This is a genomic window from Spirulina major PCC 6313 (assembly GCF_001890765.1).
GTDB lineage: Bacteria > Cyanobacteriota > Cyanobacteriia > Cyanobacteriales > Spirulinaceae > Spirulina > Spirulina major.
On record NZ_KV878783.1, the window covers coordinates 174,760 to 191,391 of the forward strand.

Annotated in this window: 16 protein-coding genes; 13 read left to right on the forward strand and 3 right to left on the reverse strand. The window is 55.3% G+C overall.

What is annotated here, in order from left to right:
- Window positions 1-88: 88 nt before the first annotated feature.
- The 6 genes from SPI6313_RS01025 (at window position 89) to SPI6313_RS01045 (ending at window position 3,157) form a co-directional block, all read left to right on the forward strand.
- Window positions 89-562: a phage tail protein gene (locus tag SPI6313_RS01025; protein WP_072619321.1), complete on the forward strand. Its 474-nt coding sequence runs from the start codon at window positions 89-91 to the stop codon at window positions 560-562.
- Between the two features lie 88 nt (window positions 563-650).
- Window positions 651-1,160, forward strand: a complete 510-nt coding sequence (locus SPI6313_RS01030; protein WP_175551030.1) for a phage tail protein — start codon at window positions 651-653, stop codon at window positions 1,158-1,160.
- 108 nt (window positions 1,161-1,268) lie between these two features.
- Window positions 1,269-1,568 carry a hypothetical protein gene (locus SPI6313_RS01035; RefSeq protein ID WP_072619322.1) on the forward strand — a complete coding sequence of 100 codons (300 nt, stop codon included), beginning with the start codon at window positions 1,269-1,271 and terminating at the stop codon, window positions 1,566-1,568.
- Between the two features lie 11 nt (window positions 1,569-1,579).
- The gene (locus tag SPI6313_RS01040) at window positions 1,580-1,900 is read left to right on the forward strand and encodes a hypothetical protein (protein WP_072619323.1); all 321 of its coding nucleotides are present in this window, start codon (window positions 1,580-1,582) and stop codon (window positions 1,898-1,900) included.
- An 8-nt stretch (window positions 1,901-1,908) separates the two neighbouring features.
- Entirely contained in the window at window positions 1,909-2,037 is a 129-nt protein-coding gene (locus SPI6313_RS24635) for a DUF6760 family protein (protein WP_272116852.1), read from the forward strand.
- A gap of 31 nt (window positions 2,038-2,068) precedes the next feature.
- Entirely contained in the window at window positions 2,069-3,157 is a 1,089-nt protein-coding gene (locus SPI6313_RS01045) for a hypothetical protein (protein WP_072619324.1), read from the forward strand.
- 4 nt (window positions 3,158-3,161) lie between these two features.
- Here SPI6313_RS01045 and SPI6313_RS01050 read toward each other — a convergent pair whose 3' ends face one another.
- Complete coding sequence (locus tag SPI6313_RS01050; RefSeq protein WP_072619325.1) at window positions 3,162-4,640, reverse strand: hypothetical protein; 1,479 nt, start codon at window positions 4,638-4,640, stop codon at window positions 3,162-3,164.
- Between the two features lie 105 nt (window positions 4,641-4,745).
- On the reverse strand, window positions 4,746-5,117 hold the full coding sequence (locus SPI6313_RS01055) for a DUF2237 family protein (RefSeq protein ID WP_072619326.1): 372 nt from the start codon (window positions 5,115-5,117) through the stop codon (window positions 4,746-4,748).
- A gap of 154 nt (window positions 5,118-5,271) precedes the next feature.
- On the opposite strand from SPI6313_RS01055, the gene SPI6313_RS01060 reads away from it, so the two are divergent.
- The 3 genes from SPI6313_RS01060 to SPI6313_RS01070 all read left to right on the forward strand — a co-directional run bounded on the left by SPI6313_RS01060 (window position 5,272) and on the right by SPI6313_RS01070 (window position 12,141).
- On the forward strand, window positions 5,272-7,008 hold the full coding sequence (locus tag SPI6313_RS01060) for a SulP family inorganic anion transporter (protein ID WP_072619327.1): 1,737 nt from the start codon (window positions 5,272-5,274) through the stop codon (window positions 7,006-7,008).
- Window positions 7,005-7,511 carry a type I restriction enzyme HsdR N-terminal domain-containing protein gene (locus tag SPI6313_RS01065; protein ID WP_217650459.1) on the forward strand — a complete coding sequence of 169 codons (507 nt, stop codon included), beginning with the start codon at window positions 7,005-7,007 and terminating at the stop codon, window positions 7,509-7,511. Before SPI6313_RS01060 ends, SPI6313_RS01065 begins: the two co-directional genes overlap by 4 nt.
- Window positions 7,512-7,683: 172 nt before the next feature.
- Complete coding sequence (locus SPI6313_RS01070) at window positions 7,684-12,141, forward strand: two-partner secretion domain-containing protein (protein WP_175551031.1); 4,458 nt, start codon at window positions 7,684-7,686, stop codon at window positions 12,139-12,141.
- Here the strand turns inward: SPI6313_RS01070 and SPI6313_RS01075 are convergent.
- Window positions 12,138-13,256: a glycosyltransferase family 4 protein gene (locus tag SPI6313_RS01075; protein WP_072619329.1), complete on the reverse strand. Its 1,119-nt coding sequence runs from the start codon at window positions 13,254-13,256 to the stop codon at window positions 12,138-12,140. The two genes, SPI6313_RS01070 and SPI6313_RS01075, sit on opposite strands and share 4 nt — an antisense overlap.
- 477 nt (window positions 13,257-13,733) lie before the next feature.
- Between SPI6313_RS01075 and SPI6313_RS01080 the strand changes: the two genes are divergently transcribed.
- The 4 genes from SPI6313_RS01080 to thiS all read left to right on the forward strand — a co-directional run bounded on the left by SPI6313_RS01080 (window position 13,734) and on the right by thiS (window position 16,630).
- On the forward strand, window positions 13,734-14,462 hold the full coding sequence (locus tag SPI6313_RS01080) for an SDR family oxidoreductase (RefSeq protein WP_072619330.1): 729 nt from the start codon (window positions 13,734-13,736) through the stop codon (window positions 14,460-14,462).
- A 68-nt stretch (window positions 14,463-14,530) separates the two neighbouring features.
- Window positions 14,531-15,253 carry a GTP cyclohydrolase I FolE gene (gene folE / locus SPI6313_RS01085; RefSeq protein ID WP_072619331.1) on the forward strand — a complete coding sequence of 241 codons (723 nt, stop codon included), beginning with the start codon at window positions 14,531-14,533 and terminating at the stop codon, window positions 15,251-15,253.
- A gap of 125 nt (window positions 15,254-15,378) precedes the next feature.
- Window positions 15,379-16,410 carry a thiamine phosphate synthase gene (locus SPI6313_RS01090; protein ID WP_072619332.1) on the forward strand — a complete coding sequence of 344 codons (1,032 nt, stop codon included), beginning with the start codon at window positions 15,379-15,381 and terminating at the stop codon, window positions 16,408-16,410.
- 10 nt (window positions 16,411-16,420) lie between these two features.
- Window positions 16,421-16,630: a sulfur carrier protein ThiS gene (gene thiS, locus SPI6313_RS01095; protein ID WP_072619333.1), complete on the forward strand. Its 210-nt coding sequence runs from the start codon at window positions 16,421-16,423 to the stop codon at window positions 16,628-16,630.
- Window positions 16,631-16,632 lie beyond the last annotated feature (2 nt).

Below are 16,632 nucleotides of genomic sequence, written 5' to 3' on the forward strand. Positions count from 1 at the left end.
GGATTGAGGGGGAGCGATCGCACCCCGATCTCCCCCCTCATCTCACCCCTATCACTTTTAACTTGGACAGCTTACTGGGAGCAAGATTATGGCAAGCGGAGAGCTTCTAGCCAACTCGAAATTTTACATCACGATTGACGGCTATGATGAACTGATCGTCAAAAGCGTCAGCGGTTTAAGCATTACCCTAGAGGTCGCCGGCTCAGATTCATCCTACGGGGTCACCAAAGACGGCAAAAGTGTCGTCCAAGCCACCGTCACCGGGGTCAGCAACTCCAACATCACGGTCGTTTTTGTCGGCACTGCTGACGATCGCCGCCTCTTCGACTGGTGGGATGCCTCCCACTCACGGGAAATCACCGGGGGCGGTTCCGGCAGCAAAGGGGAACGCAAAACCGCCAGTGTCACCCTCTTCAACCAAGGGGGAGCATCAGCCGCACAGTGGGACATGACCGGGGTGTTTCCCGTGAAATACACCGGCACACAATTCAGCCCCGACAGTGCCGACCTCTACACCGAAACCATCGAATTTGCTTACGAAAACTTGCATCGTATCAAGTAAGCAAACCTGAATCGCAGATCAGGAGGAGGGGGCAACCGGATTGACCCCTCCCATTCGTGTTTTAGACCCCCAAGGGGAGGTTAAGGAGATGGCCAAAAAAAAGAAAAAAACGGGAGAATTGCCCGAAATTCTCAGTAACAGCAAGTTTTACGTGGAATTATCCCTCGACGACAGCGAAGAAATCGATGCCTTTTTCATGGAATGCAGCGGGATGAATCGCGAACTCGACGTGATTGAACTTGCAGAAGTCACCCCGAATAAATGGGGGAAAGGCGGCAAAGGAACCTACGGACGGATTCGTCACACCAAACTCCCCGGCAATGTGAAAAGCAGCAACATCACCTTAAAGCGGGGACTGTGTAACTCCACCACAATTTGGGATTGGTTCACGGCGGTGGCGGTGGGTCGATGGTTTGAAAAATTTCGCGATGGGGATATCACAATCTACGACCAAGGCCATATCGAACAGGCCCGCTTTCGGTTTACGGGGGCTTGGCCGAGTAGCTATACGATTGGGGATTTGTCGGCGGGGGGCAGCGAGTTGGAAATTGAAGAAGTGGAACTAGTGGTGGCGCAGTTTTATCGAGTCAGTAACTAAAACCTGGGAAAACGCCATCAGATTGAGTGCCGCTACTGGGTTGGGCCGCACGGTCCCGTAAGATAGGTATTCCAATTGATTAATCCTGCATAACATTCGACAAGCATTATGATTCAAACCGAGTTTGAATTTACCCTGCCCAAGGGATATCTAGACCCGGAGGGTAATTTGCATCGCACGGGGGTGATGCGTTTAGCGCGGGCCATGGATGAGATTGTGCCGATGCGCGATCCACGGGTGAAGGGTAACCCCGCCTACGCCACGGTGATTATTTTGTCACGGGTGATTGTGCGCTTAGGTGCCTTAGAAGACATTAGCCCTAGTGTGATTGAAGATTTTTTTGCGGCGGATTTGAACTATCTGCAAACGTTTTATCGCCAGATTAATGAACTTGAAGACGAAGCGTAGGATAGGGGTTGATGATGCAACGTGAATTTGAATTCACCCTCCCCAAGGGCTGGCTCACGCCGGACGGGGAACTGCTGCGTTCTGGGATGTTGCGATTGACGACGGGGCAGGATGAGTTAGTGGCGCAAGCTGATCCGCGTGTGCTTGATGATCCGAATTATGTGCCGTTGGTGTTGCTCTCGCAGGTGATTACCCGCTTGGGCCATTGGACGCAGATCACGCCGGAACAGTTAGAAACGCTGTTTTTGCGGGATGTTTATTATTTGCAGTCGGTGTACCAGTTTATTAACCAAGATGATCCGGATGAGGTGATGCCGATGGGGGAATTGTAGGCTACCCCTTGGCGCAGCTTTATCAAGAGGTAGCCTATATTGCCCTGCATTTTCACTGGTCACGGGATGAGATTTTGGCGTTGGATCATCGGGAGCGACGGCTGTGGGTGGCTGAAATTAGCGCGTTGTTGGCGTAAGGTTGTGTGAGCAGAAGTATGCAGGTTTGGTATGACTCGGAATGATTTGCTGGTAGCGGCTCGACGGGGTGAACCGGATGCGATCGCATCCCTGCTCAACCGCCAACTCCGCACCAAAGACATGACCGTGCGCGTCACCGCCCAGGGCAAACAGATCACGCTTCTCGTTGAAGCAGTAACGCCACCACCCCAAGCCCCCCTCGTTAAGTATCTCCGCCACGCTTTTACCCAGCTTGCCGCCCCTGCCATTCATCGCCTCCGCATCTGTGGCACGCAACAGGGAGCCGCAACCGTCGCTTGGACCACTGAACTGGAGCTAACCCCGCCCCCTCCCCCGTCCGTGGAGGAGATCCCCTCACCGCCATCGGAACCCCTCCCCCCTCCCCCCAAGCCGTCCGACTATCCACCCCCGCCCCGCCCCGATTCGCCATCGCCGTCCCTAGATCCCTTACCACCGCCGAAACCCCCCACATCTGCGCCCACCGCATCTGATACCCCTGCGCCTTCCGGCGCAAAAACACCCCGGCTGTTGGTGGAATGGTTTCTGGTGTCCGGTGGGGCGGGGTTGGTGGCGGTGGTGGTGCATTCTGGGTTGGGCGCGATTTTAGAGGGTTTGCCGGGGGCGATCGCACCCTGGCTCGTGGATGCAGTAACTGGCCTCGTGTTGGGCATTGCCCAAAGCTATGCTTTGACGCGCTATCTCGAAAAATCCCATTGGTGGGCGGTGACCTATCTGGTGCTGCCCATATTGGCGATGGTTCCCACCTTGATTGCGATTTTGGGGATTTGGGGCCTGCAAGCGTGGATTTTAGGAACCCAGGTGCGGCGATCCTACTGGTGGATTTTGGGGAATATGGCGATGGTGGTGGTGTTTGCGGGGGTGGCGATCGCTGGCATTATTCTGCTGCGGGCGTTAGTTTTTTTCCTGAGTTTTGCCACGGTGTTTTTATATTGGCTGGCGGGGGTGATTCTCGCGGCCTTGATGCTGTTAATTCAAGGGGCAATTTTAGAACGACTGTTCTACGGTGTGCCGGAGCGATCGCGCCCTGCCCCGGATCAATACCTCCAGCACCTCTATGATCATCTTCAGGAGGACTTGCAACGCCTCATCGCTCGATAGCACCCTAGGGCAGCCATTGGGGATCAAGGCCCGGCGCGAGACGTTCCGGCGGGTCGAGGGTGTCCGCCATGGGCGCATTGAGGAGATTCGGCAGCGGTAAGATCCAGAGGCTGCCGGGGGGGAAGGCGGTGGAGTTGCGATCGCGCTCCGTTTCCTCTGCATTGGCAGCATCAATCACCTGATCAAACACGAGATAACGCCCATCAGGAGCCATATCCATCCGCACATTGAGGTCATCGGTGAGGGCCACCAGGGGCACTTCTCGCCCAGTTTGCAGATTAATCACGGTAATAAACGGGGTCAGGATTGCCTGTTCTGTGTCGAGGCGTTCGGTTTGCAGACAGTAGAGAAAGGTTTGGTGACGGGGTTCAAAATTGCAGGCCAGGATAAATCCGGCAGTGGTGAGGAGTTCCCGTTCTCGCCCTTTGGCATTGAGCAACACCAGCGATCGCGCTGTATCCCCCTGGGGTTTCACCATCACCTTAACCCGATGATCCTGGGGATCAAAGGCGATCACCCCTTCATAGGCGGGGAAAAATTCGCGGGTGTTAGCGGTGGCGGTGAGGGGCAAGATGGTCACCCCATTGCGATCGCTAATCGCCAACACTTGACCATCGGGGGAAATCGTAAACGACTCCCCTTGAATCCCCAAGGGTTGCGCCTCCCCCTCCGGCGGCAGCAGCCACAGCCCCCCATCAGCAGGGTTTTGCCGATTCACCCGTTCGAGGATCACCACCCCGCTTTGAGGGGCGAGATCAAACTGGACATTTTGATACTGTTCCGCATCCAGTAAGCGGGTGATTTGACCCGGCGGCGGCCCATTGTCCCCCAAGCGATCGAAGGCGGTGGTGATGCGATAGAGTTGCTGGGTGCTGAGGCCGTCGGGATCACCCTTTTCAAAGGCAAAAAAGAGGATGCGATCGCCCTGAGCCTCGCTGCTAAAATTCGTCACCACCAAATCCGGCGGCGTGAGGATTTGTTTGCGCTCACGGGTCATGTTGTAAAGCACGAGGCGGCCCGATTCGTTCCCTTCGACACCGATATAGGCCAGGATGCGATCGCGACTGCGCACCGTGGCCGTAAAGGGAACCATGGTACGGGCGGGCTGGCGGGCGGTGCGGGGCTGGTCGGTGGCAGTGTTGAGGGTGATCGTGTATTCCGTACCGTAGGCGGGAATATCATCGAGGGTATAGGCGAACCGTTGCCCCAGGCCCGCCCCTTGGCCCGGCAGTTCGGGGGTAATTTTTAACTGTTGGGCGACCGTGTCCCAATCCATGGTGCGGTTAAAATCCAGTAAAAAATGGTCGTGGTTCGCACTGAGACGTTGCTCGGCCCAACTCCATTGCTGCACTTGGGGGAGGGTGCGATCGCCCACCGTCAACACCCCCCCGACCCCCAACAGCAAGATCCCTAGGGCAATCCCCGCCGCCCGGTCTAGGGGCAAATTAAGGCGATCGCGCCATTGTATCCATTGTCGTTTCATACTCACACCACAAAAACAGCACTTTGCGCCCGTAACGGGATTGCGCCGAGAACGCACCGCAGTCAAACCGATCTTGCCATGACTCTTTCCCGGCTGCGGTTCGGTTTAGCCCACGGGCAGCGCATATTGGGTGAGATCATCAAAGGAAATCCAATCCAAGGCGTTTTCATGGGTAGCGGCTAAAATCACCGGCGGTGCGACTCCGGCCTCTAGGGCCTCTTGCCAGCGAACCGCACAGAGACACCAGCGATCGCCCGGTTTTAACCCCGGAAAATTAAACTCCGGCCGCGGCGTGCTCAGATCATTGCCCTGGGCTTTGGTGAAGTCTAAAAACTCCTCGGTCATTTCCGCACAAACCAAATGCCGCCCGACATCCTCCGGCCCCGTATGGCAAAATCCATCCCGATAAAACCCCGTCCGTGGCGCACCACAACACAACTCTAGCGGTCGGCCCAAAACATTTGTTGCATCTCTCATGAGCGTGAATTCTACCCGTATTCTTCAATTCAACCGTTCTCAATTCTAGAGGGTTGCGGCAGTGCTGAAATGGTTAAGCGGTTGAGGGGCAGTCGTTTAGAAATACCCAGATATTACTCTATAGTAGAAAAGTCAAGTCATTCCACCTGCACCCATGACTCGCGATCGCCCCCCGTTAACCCGCTGGTTGCCAATTTTAGAGTGGGGTCGCCACTACCAGGCTGCTGATTTCACCGGCGACCTCACCGCTGGCCTGATTGTGGCCAGCCTCCTGATTCCCCAGGCCATGGCCTACGCCCTCCTCGCCGGTCTGCCGCCCCAAGTGGGACTCTACGCCAGTATTGCGCCGCTGTTCATCTACGCGATTTTTGGCACGGGGCGGGCCCTGTCGGTGGCTCCAGCGGCCTTAGATTCGATGCTGGTGGCGGCGGGCATTGGCGCGATCGCAGCCAAAGATAGCCCCGATTATCTCTCCCTTGCCATTACCCTCGCCCTCCTCGTCGGGGGATTACAGATCGTGATGGGATTGTTGCGCTTGGGGGTGTTGGTGAACTTCATCAGCGGCAGTGTGATCACCGGGTTTACCAGTGGTGCAGCGGTGATCATCGCCCTGGGTCAACTCAAGCATCTGCTCGGACTTAAAATCCCATCGGCGAGTGTGATCCTGCCACTGCTGCGCGACACGATCCAAGCCCTCCCCCAGACCCAAGCCATAACGATGGCCCTGGGGGGTGGCGCGATCGCTCTCCTCTGGTTAGGCAATCAACCCTTTTCCCGGTGGCTGCAAAAACGCGGGGTGAGGGCGATCGCCCAAATCCCCCTCGTTAAAAGCGTGCCCCTGTTGATCGTCATCCTCAGCACCGTCCTCGTCGCCACCCTCCGCCTCGATCAACAGGGCGTTGCGATCGTCGGCTCCATCCCCCAAGGCCTGCCCCCCCTCACCTTCCCCACCCTCAGCCTCGATCGCATCCAAACCCTCCTCCCCCTCGCCCTCACCCTCAGTTTCATCGGGTTTATGGAAAGTTTCGCCGTCGCTAAATCCCTGGCGAGTCAACGTCGCCAATCCGTGGAAGCGAATCAGGAACTGGTGGCGATCGGTTTAGCCAACATCGGGTCAGCCGTGACCGGGGGCTACTCGATCGCCGGGGGATTGAGTCGCTCGGTGGTTAATTTTTCCGCCGGAGCACAGACGGGGGTTGCGTCAATGATCACGGCGGGGGTGATTGTGTTAACGGTCTTATTTCTCACACCGCTGTTTTTCTATCTGCCCCAAGCCAGTCTCGCCGCGATTATTTTCATGGCGATTTTAAAACTGATTGATCTCAAAACATTACGCAAACTCTGGCAGTACAATCGCGCCGATGGGTTGGCGTTTATGGTGACGTTTTTTGGGGTGTTGGGCCTAGGCGTTCAGGCGGGGATTTTCATCGGGGCCGGATTTGCGATCGCCCTCTACCTCTGGCGCACCAGTCGCCCCCATATTGCGATCGTCGGTCGCCTCGGTGAAACGGAACAATTTCGCAATATCCAACGCCATCAAGTCCTTACCTGTACCGAAGTTCTCGCCATTCGCATTGATGAAAGTCTCTATTTTGCAAACACAAAAGTTTTAGAAGAAAGTCTCCTCCAAGCCGTTGCAGACTATCCCAAAATCGAAAAACTACTCCTCGTCTGTAGCGGCATTAACGCCATTGACGGCAGCGCCCTCGCCACCTTAGAACAGTTGCGCTTAGCCTTAAAATCCTTTGGCGTAGAGTTGTATTTTTCTGACGTGAAAGGCCCGGTGATGGATGGCTTAGAACGGATTGGCTTTGTGGAGGCTGTGGGGCGCGATCGCTTCTTCCTCTCCGCCGCCCAAGCCATGCAACAATTCGATTGTCAATTAGCATGATCCCCAACCTCAGACCCACTCCCCAAGCCGACTTTTTCCCGGAATGGCAAATCAACCCGGACACCATGACCCACAGCGAAGCCCTTGCGCTCGATCGTGTCAAAGAGAATTACCTTGATCTCCTTGAAGACCCGCCGCTCCTGGAAAATACGGTTAAATTAGTTATTCTCGCTCCCCTGCTTGACCTTGCCGGCTTGTATCGCCGCCCCTACCGCATTCAAACTGAAACCAGCATCGCCATTGAACTTGAAAATGAAGGCGCGATTGTCCGGGGCAGAATCGATATTTTAGTGCTAAATCAAGCCCTCTGGTTGGTTGTGATTGAATCGAAACGCAGTGATTTTTCAGTCAGTCGAGCGATCGCCCAAACCCTGTCTTATATGCTCAGTAATTCCACCCAAACCATCACCTTTGGTCTGATCACCAATGGCACAGAATTTCTATTTCTCAAAAGTCAAACCCAGCCCGATCCATCCTATGCCACATCCAGACTTTTTCTCTGATTAACCCAGATAACGAACTCCATCACGTCTTATCAATTCTGAAACATTTAGCCCAACAGGTCATCACAGTTTAAATCGTGAAGATAGAAAAATAAATTAGTTTAATTTGATAAAATTGGGTGTTAACGTTGATGAATTCATAATTGATTAACACAGCGAAATGGCCCTTGAGATGATGCAGCAACGTAATTTGATCTCGATGAGTTGTGTGGGTCTAGGCAGTGCGATCGCACTCTTCACTCTCGCTCCAGCCCTGGCACAACTCACCCCCGACCAAACCCTAGGGACTGAATCGTCACGAGTCACACCGCAACACCATCGTGACCTGATCGAAGGCGGTGCAATTCGGGGTCAGAGCCTCTTCCACAGTTTTCAAGATTTCAATGTGGGCGCGGGTCAGGCGGTGTATTTTGCGAATCCGGCCGCGATCGGCACGATTTTCACACGAGTCACTGGGCCGAATTTTTCGAGCATTCTCGGCACGCTGGGGGTTTTGGGGACGGCGGATCTGTTTTTGTTGAATCCCAACGGGATCTATTTTGGCCCCAATGCTCGCCTGGATCTGAAAGGGTCATTTCATGCCAGCACTGCCGACCAATTCATCTTTAATACTGGGGAAACCTTCAGCGCCACTGACCCCAACGCTGCCCCATTGTTAACCGTCAACGTTGCGCCCGGTGTGCAATGGAACGGCCACACGATCGCAGATATCGTCAACGAAGGGGAATTAATTGCCACCGAGGGCGATCTCTCCCTGAGTGGGGGGCGGGTGATTAGTACCGGGCTGGTGGCGGCTCCGGACGGCAACGTCATGATCCAAGCGATCGCAGGGGATGGGGTGGTGAGTGGTGCGATCGCGCAAACCGCCACGATCAGCGCCACCGGAAACCTGATTCTCCCCAGCAGCCAACTGATCACCCAAGGCGACCTCACCCTCCTCGCCGGCGACACCCTCACCGTCCGCGACACAAAAACCTCGCCCTTTCTCGCCCACGCGGGGGGAAACCTTTGGGTGCAGGGGAATCAAGATATTGATATTCTCGCGCTGAATCACCTCCACATCACCCCCTTCGCCAGCTTCGGCGCGATGACCTTCGTGAGTGATGGTGTGGTGTCGGGGGATGCCCATTTCACCAGCGGCGGCAATTTTAATGTGTTGGATCTGGCGGGCAATCCGGGTACTTTTCTCTCGCTCTACGACCCGATTATCAGTTCAGCCGGGGACGTGACGTTTAGTAATTACAGCGGCGCGGCGTTGAAAATTGAAGCCCTCGGCAGCATCACCATTGATAACGTATCGATTACCAGCCCGGATACCGCTCTGACGGGAACTGATCCCGACATCGCCATCCTCACCAGTTACCCCGCCCTCATTCTCCGGGCGGGTCTCGATACACTCCTCAACCCCGTTACCACGGCCACCACCACGACTTTTTACAGCACGAATTTTAACAGCACTGTGGGATCAGAATGGTCAGACAATCGCACCGATACCACTGGGTATGGAATACAGTTTCTCGGTCGGTTTGGCACGGGTCAAAGTAGCACAACATTCACCTTCACGGGATTACCCAGCCATGAACAATTAACCTATAGCTTTACGCTTTTCATTCTGGGGAGTTGGGACGGCAATGGTCCTGATTTTGGGCCGGATTATTGGTCTTATTCTGTGGATGGCACCGAAGTGCTTGACACAACATTTTCATCATCTGGGAATCCGCTGAACACTCAAAACTATCCGACACCGGGTTCAGCCGCTAACGCAGGGGGTGTAGTGGTTGACCTCGGTGAAGACTATTCAACAATTTATGCGTTTAGAAACTCGATCGCCCACACCAGCAATACGATTACGTTTTCGTTCAGTAGTTCAGGACTAGAGACCTTAGATAACGAAAGTTGGGGCATTGGTAATTTTTCCCTCTCAAATGGGCTGTTACCGGCATCGACTACATTTAACTCCACATCCAGTTCCTCGACGGGCAATATTACCGCCTCTAATCTCGCTACCGCTAACGGGCCGATCATCCTGTCTGCCCGCGATCGCATCTCCCTTTCTGATGGTGTCGAATCCAATGGGGGCGATATTTCCTTAAGTGGTGCGGAGATTGATATTGATGGCGCGATCGTGCGGAGTCGAGGCGGCGATATTGCCGTGACCAGTAGCGGCGATCTGGCCTTAAGTAATAACACAGCACTGATCAGTGAGGCGGGGACTATTTCCCTCAGCGGTACGGATATTGACCTGACCAATAACGTCGGTCTACAAAGTACAACGGGCGCGGTATCAGTGCAGGGAAGTGGCGCGTTAACGTTGAACAAGGTGGCTGTGCAAACGCAGTCCGGCAATATTGCTCTAGACGGCGCAACGGTGGCCCTCACAGAAGCAGATTTTGATAGCACAAGCGGCACAATTGCTCTCGATAGCAGCGGTGCGCTCACCTTACAAACCGCAACGTTTGACAGTCAGAATAATATTAATCTCGATGGCGCAACGGTAGCCCTCACGGAAGCAAATCTCGAAAGTGCCAACGGTGCGATCGTAATCGATAGTGACAGTACGCTAACGCTAGACACTACTAGGGTCGGAAGTGTAGTCAGTGACGTTACGTTGAATAGCCAGGGTGATCTGACCGTTAATCGTTCTTTGGTCGGCAGTCGAGGCGGGGCAGTTACAGTACAAACCCCAGCCGATATCTCCGTCACAAACACTCTGATCGGATTACGGGTCAACACCACATCCGCCACCGGAGCCTTGACCGTGTCCGGCAACACCATCACCCTTGAACAACAAGGTCAGTTGGTCACACAGGCCGATGGAGCGGCTGATGCTGCCCCGATTAATGTGACAGCGAATCGATTGGTGATGCGGACTAATGGTTCGATTGGTGCGCTTAGTAATAGTAGCGGGCGGGGGGGCGATGTCACCGTCACGGTGGATCAGCTATTCATGATCGATAACCCAACCCAGATCGGGACACGCGCTCAAAAGAGCGGGGCTGGCGGCAATCTGACGGTGAATGCGCGGACGGTGGAGATTTTGCGTGGGGCGAATGTGGGCAGTAATACCAGCGGCGACAGCACAGGTGCAGGCGGCTCCACCGTGGTCAATGCCAGTGAGTCGATTGTGCTCGATGGGGGTGATCCGGCGGACTATGTGCCTAATCCCCAAAATTTATCTCAGGTGTTAAATGATATAGACACGGGGATGAGTACGTTTACGCGAGGATCAGGTCAAGCGGGTGAGTTGCGGGTGAATACGCCGCGCCTGGATATTCGCAACAGTGCTGGGTTGACGGTTGCAACCTTAGCGGATGGGGATGCGGGGGTGTTGACGGTGAATGCGGATACCGTGCAGATTGAGGGTCGCGGTGGCTTGGCGAGTTTTTCTCTGGCCGGGGGAGACGCGGGCGATATTCGTCTGACGGCAAAGACGGTCAATGTGGATCGGGGGGCGGTGATTAGTGCGGATTCTCTCCAGGCGGGGGATGGGGGGAATTTGACGGTAACGGCGGATACGCTGACGGTGCGACAGGGGGCGCGGATTGGGGCGGCGACCACTGGCGCGGGACAGGGCGGGACAATCACCCTCAACACCCAAGCCCTTGAAGTTACGGGCCGAACGAGCGATCGCACCGTCGCCAGCGCCATCACCGCCTCCACAGCCGGGGCGGGTAATGCGGGACAGATCACGATGAACGGCGAGCAGATCACCATTGCCAACGGTGCAGAGGTGAGTTCGAGCACCTCAGGGCGGGGTGATGCCGGACGGATTATGCTCCAAAGTCGTGGAGGCATTGAGGTGAATAATGCGTCGATCGCGGCTTCCGTGGGAGCCAACGCCACCGGCAACGGCGGCACAATTTCCCTCACCGCACCCAATATCACCCTGGCCAATGGGGCAACGGTGAGTAGCAGTTCCCAAGGCCAAGGGGTGGCGGGGAATATCAACACCGAGGGCGATCGCCTCCGATTGAGCGATCGCGCCGCCATCCGTGCCGAAACGAGCCAAGGGGACGGCGGCAACATCAACATCATCTCCAACCTCTGGGTGATTCTCCGCAATAATGCCAACATTTCCACCACCGCAGGCACGGCTGCATCGGGGGGCAACGGCGGCAATATTCGCATTGCCACGGGGTTTTTATTAGGCGTGCCCATTGAAAACAGCGACATCACCGCCAACGCCTTCACCGGCAACGGGGGACAGATTGACATTGAGGCGACGCAGATTTACGGGTTTAGCACCTTGGGCTACCTGACGCGATTTAGTGATATTACCGCCAGTTCTGAGTTTGGCGCGGCGGGGATTATTGCCCTGGATACGAATTTCGATGCAGCCCAGGGGGTGAATGAACTGCCGACGGATTTGAGCGATCGCACCGACCAAATTTTTGATGCTTGTTCTGTAGTAGGTCAAGACCGCTTCACGATCACCGGACGGGGCGGTGTGAGTGAGTTTCTCCAGCCGACTCTCAATAATTCCGAAGATTGGCAAGACACCCGCACGATCACGCCCGGTTTATTCCCTCAACCCCTCACCCTCGACCCATCCGCAACCGTGCCCCTGCCGCCGACCTTTTTCAGTTTGAGACGCGGATCAGGCTGTGGGACATCGGCTCAGTCGCTTTAGGTGAGGAGGTCTTGCAAGCGTTGGGCCAGTTGCGATTTGCCGAATTTTGCGATCGCTTCTGCCCGTAACCATTCGCCCCGACAGCGAGGATCATCCCCTTGGAGCATGGCGATACAGCCTTGGGCGATCGCGCTCACATTGCGATGTTCCACCTGCCAGCCGACGCGCCCATCCTGCAACGGATCAGCCGAGCCATCCCCCAACCCCGACAGCACCGGAATCCCCGTCACCATCGCCTCTAGATAGACAATGCCAAACCCTTCTTGGGACGGCATCACATAGGCATCGGCCACCCGATAATGATCCGGCAGTTCCGCCGTGGGGACAAACCCCGCAAAGACGACGCGATCGCTCACCCCCGCCTCGGCGGCCAACTGTGCCAAACGCGGTTGATCGCCCCCGCGCCCGATCACCAAATACTTCACCGTCGGCATCGCCGCCGCAATCTCCGGCAGAGCCTGGATCGTCACATCCACGCCTTTATAAATATCCTCCGGCCAGAGTCGCGCCACCGTCATCAACACCGCCGCCCCGTGGAGGTTGTAGCGATCGAGGAGGTGGGGCGGTTTGGGGCCGGGGGTGAATTGGGTTTCATCCACAACACAGGGTAAAAAGTCCACCTGAGCCTGGGGGATATCGTGAGAGGCACAAAGGCGATCGCGGCTATGGCGGCTAATCGTCCAAATCCGCGCCGCGCCTCGCAGGGCGTTAATTTCCCACGGGGATAAATGCTCCCACACCCCCCACACCTCTTTACCGTAGGTCATCACCAGGTAGGGAATCCCCAAGGGGTTACAAATCAACTGCACCAAAGGCGCGAGCTTCACATGACCGCAAATCACCCGCTCCGGTCGGGACAACAGGCAGATTCTGAGGAGGTAGAAGGCAAGGCGAAGGCGTTGGATCAGGCTAGAGCGGTGATGGAGGTACGTGAAGGAGAGGCGATCGCTCACCAACGGATTCACCGAGGGCGGGCGATCGTGAAGCAGCGCCACCGTCCCCCGATGATCATCCTGCTTCGCCCCTTGACTATAGGCCTGCAAGACATCCTTAACATAGGACTGAATCCCACCCTCGCGGGCAAACAATTCCAAAAACACAAAGAGATGGCGCATAAATCTAGCTTAATGGTCTTTGCTCTCCGCAATTATGCAAGCATTCAACCCCAAAAATGATCAGATTGATGTATGGAGAGGTTTTCTCGATCGTGGCAGTCTCTCAACACAACCCCGGATGGATGCTGCTGGAGCGGGCGATCGCAGCCCTTCACAAACCGGCATCCCCACTGGATTTGAGTTCCTGCCCCGCAGGACTCGCTTCGAGTGATATACTGATGAAGTAAACAAAGTAACATTTTTTTACAGTTACTCTAATCGCTGGCCGTTATTGGTTAGCCCAGAGTCTTCCCCTGGTGAAATACGAACCGCCATCTTTTGAACAATGCAGCATAGTTAAATCCTTGCGTTGTTCATTAAGTCGTGCGCTGCAATTCTTTTCCCTAAGCATGATGTTCAGCACACCTCAGTTTTTTGAAGCAGGTGTGTCCATACGTTTGTTATTTCATCATTCGCAAACCTGTGTGAACAGATTCCATGAGTGACCATTTCCCTCGACAGCGGGCCATCATTACCGGAGCCAGTAGTGGCATTGGCAAGGCAACCGCCCTCGCGTTTGCCCATGCCGATATTGATGTTGCCCTTGTCAGCCGTTCTGAATCGAAGTTAAACGCTGTGGTTGATGCGGTTCAAGACATTGGTGTACAAGCCAAAGCCTACTGTTTGGATCTCGCCAATGTGGATCGTGTAAAAGCAGAGTTTGAAGCGATCGTTGCTGATTTTCAACCCATCGATATTCTGGTGAACAATGCTGGTATGGGCTATACGGGCATTCTGGCCGAAACCCCTCTCCAGGATTGGCAACAGGTGATGGCGTTGAACCTCACCAGTGTGTTCCAATGCACCCTAGGGGTTTTAGCGCACATGCGCGATCGCCACAAAGGAACCATCGTTAACGTGGCCTCTGTGGCGGGGAAAACACCCTTTCCAGGCTGGGGAGCCTATAGCGTCAGTAAGGCCGGGCTGATCGCCCTGTCCAAAACGCTCGCCGCAGAAGAACGCGCCCATGGCATCCGTGTGGTGGCATTCTCGCCCGGTGCAGTCAATACCCCCATTTGGGACACCAATACCGTCCAGGCTGATTTCAATCGAGCGGCAATGCTTACGCCTGAAATCGTCGCCCAATCCATTCTTCACACCGTACTGTTGCCAGAACAGGCAGTGGTGGAAGATATCACCCTCATGCCCAGTGCGGGTGCATTGTGATCCCTTAGTGGTCACGTTCTCGTTTCACGTTCACGCTCAAAGTCACACTTTTTGGATTTAGCTTTGTTATGACAATCGCGTCTTCCAACGGTTCTTCTCAATCTTTCACGCTGGACACAAATGGAAATCGGTTACGTACCGAGACTGCCAGCCTCACCTCCCGCCCCGATCGCTCAACCACTGAGCATCCAGCCACAGCACCTCAGCCCACCCCGGAACAAGATACAGAAAACATGATGGATGCGGTGCGCATGATGCTAGAAGGGGTCGGGGAAGATCCAGAACGAGAAGGACTCCTCAAAACGCCGAAGCGAGTTGCTGAAGCGATGCAGTTTTTGACCCAAGGCTATCACCAGTCCTTAGAGCAATTGGTCAATGGGGCAATTTTTGATGAAGGCCATAATGAAATGGTCTTGGTGCGTGATATTGACGTGTTCAGCCTCTGTGAACACCATATGCTGCCGTTTATGGGCAAAATTCACGTCGCCTATATTCCCAATCAAAAGGTGGTGGGCTTAAGTAAGCTGGCCCGGATTGTGGAAATGTATGCCCGTCGTTTGCAAGTGCAAGAACGCTTAACCCGTCAAGTGGCCGAAGCGGTGCAAGAAATTCTCGACCCCCAAGGTGTGGCGGTGGTGATGGAAGCATCGCACATGTGTATGGTGATGCGGGGGGTGCAAAAACCGGGGTCTTGGACGGTCACCAGTGCCATGCTCGGCACATTCCAAGATGACTCGAAAACCCGCGAAGAGTTCTTGAGTTTAATTCGCCACCAACCGAGTTTCCGCTAGCTAGGGATAGGGGGGCGATCGCTCCCCCGTCCTTGCGCTCGAAACCCTAATCGCCCATCGGTTAGGGTTTCACTTTTTAATGTGATGATGTCAACATGGAAAATTGATCTGGATCTGACCCAACGATGACCCCCCCACCCAGCCAAGCGATCTACCGTATTCTCGATGCCAACCTCGACCGGGCCCGCGAAGGGCTGCGAATCGTGGAAGAATGGTGTCGATTCGGGCTTAATAATGCCCACCTCACCCAAGACTGCAAAGCGATGCGCCAAGAGCTAGCCCAATGGCATAGTCTTGAACTCCGCGCCGCCCGCAATACCCCCGACGACCCCGGCACCGCCTTCACCCATCCCCACGAAGAAACCCGCACCGATATCCAAGACCTCCTCCATGCCAACCTCAGCCGCGTTCAAGAGGCGCTGCGTGTGCTCGAAGAATATGCCAAGCTCTATCAGGGGGAGATGTCGGCGGCCTGTAAGCAAATTCGCTACCGGGTCTATACCTTAGAAAGTCAATTGGCCGGTGATAATGGTCTGACGCAACGGCTGAAGGCGGCGAGTTTGTACTTAGTAACGGCTCCATCGCAGCACCTTTTTGCTACGGTTGAAGCGGCGCTACAAGGGGGCTTAACACTGGTGCAGTATCGGGAAAAAAACGCCGATGATCAGGTGCGTCTGGCCCAAGCCCAGAAGCTCCGGGATCTCTGCCATCAATACGGGGCGTTGTTTTTAATTAACGATCGCATCGATCTCGCCCTCGCCGTCGGGGCCGATGGCGTTCACCTCGGTCAACAGGATGCCCCGATCGCCGTCGCCCGCGCTCTCCTCGGTTCCGATCGCATCATTGGCCGCTCCACCCATGATCCAGGGGAAATGGAGCAAGCGATCGCCGAAGGAGCCGACTATATCGGCGTGGGCCCGGTGTATGAAACCCCCACCAAACCCGGCCGCACCGCCGTCGGCCTCGACTACGTGCGCTATGCTGCCCAGCATTGCCCGATTCCCTGGTATGCGATCGGCTCCATTGACCTCGAAACCCTAGGGGATGTGATGCAGGCTGGAGGCCGACGAGTGGCCGTGGTGCGGGCCTTGATGCAAGCCGAAGACCCCACCCTGACGACACGACAGTTTTTAATCGATTTGCAACGGATGGGTTAGGGGGTGACGCATGACTGAAATTCTCTTACAAGTCAATGGCAAACCCGTCACCTGTGCCCCCCACACACCCCTGTTGCAACTCCTTGACCAATTGAGCCTCAACCCGCGCCTGATCGCCATTGAATACAATGGCGAGATTCTCCATCGGCAATTTTGGCCAGAGACCTGGATGGGAGAGGGCGATCGCCTCGAAATTGTTACCATCGTCGGCGGAGGTTAAGC

Coding starts and splice junctions, on each gene's coding strand:
- SPI6313_RS01025 (WP_072619321.1), top strand. CDS start 89: ATGGCAAGCGGAGAGCTTCTAGCCAACTCGAAATTTTACATCACGATT.
- SPI6313_RS01030 (WP_175551030.1), top strand. CDS start 651: ATGGCCAAAAAAAAGAAAAAAACGGGAGAATTGCCCGAAATTCTCAGT.
- SPI6313_RS01035 (WP_072619322.1), top strand. CDS start 1,269: ATGATTCAAACCGAGTTTGAATTTACCCTGCCCAAGGGATATCTAGAC.
- SPI6313_RS01040 (WP_072619323.1), top strand. CDS start 1,580: ATGATGCAACGTGAATTTGAATTCACCCTCCCCAAGGGCTGGCTCACG.
- SPI6313_RS01045 (WP_072619324.1), top strand. CDS start 2,069: ATGACTCGGAATGATTTGCTGGTAGCGGCTCGACGGGGTGAACCGGAT.
- SPI6313_RS01050 (WP_072619325.1), bottom strand. CDS start 4,640: ATGAAACGACAATGGATACAATGGCGCGATCGCCTTAATTTGCCCCTA.
- SPI6313_RS01055 (WP_072619326.1), bottom strand. CDS start 5,117: ATGAGAGATGCAACAAATGTTTTGGGCCGACCGCTAGAGTTGTGTTGT.
- SPI6313_RS01060 (WP_072619327.1), top strand. CDS start 5,272: ATGACTCGCGATCGCCCCCCGTTAACCCGCTGGTTGCCAATTTTAGAG.
- SPI6313_RS01065 (WP_217650459.1), top strand. CDS start 7,005: ATGATCCCCAACCTCAGACCCACTCCCCAAGCCGACTTTTTCCCGGAA.
- SPI6313_RS01070 (WP_175551031.1), top strand. CDS start 7,684: ATGATGCAGCAACGTAATTTGATCTCGATGAGTTGTGTGGGTCTAGGC.
- SPI6313_RS01075 (WP_072619329.1), bottom strand. CDS start 13,256: ATGCGCCATCTCTTTGTGTTTTTGGAATTGTTTGCCCGCGAGGGTGGG.
- SPI6313_RS01080 (WP_072619330.1), top strand. CDS start 13,734: ATGAGTGACCATTTCCCTCGACAGCGGGCCATCATTACCGGAGCCAGT.
- folE (WP_072619331.1), top strand. CDS start 14,531: ATGACAATCGCGTCTTCCAACGGTTCTTCTCAATCTTTCACGCTGGAC.
- SPI6313_RS01090 (WP_072619332.1), top strand. CDS start 15,379: ATGACCCCCCCACCCAGCCAAGCGATCTACCGTATTCTCGATGCCAAC.
- thiS (WP_072619333.1), top strand. CDS start 16,421: ATGACTGAAATTCTCTTACAAGTCAATGGCAAACCCGTCACCTGTGCC.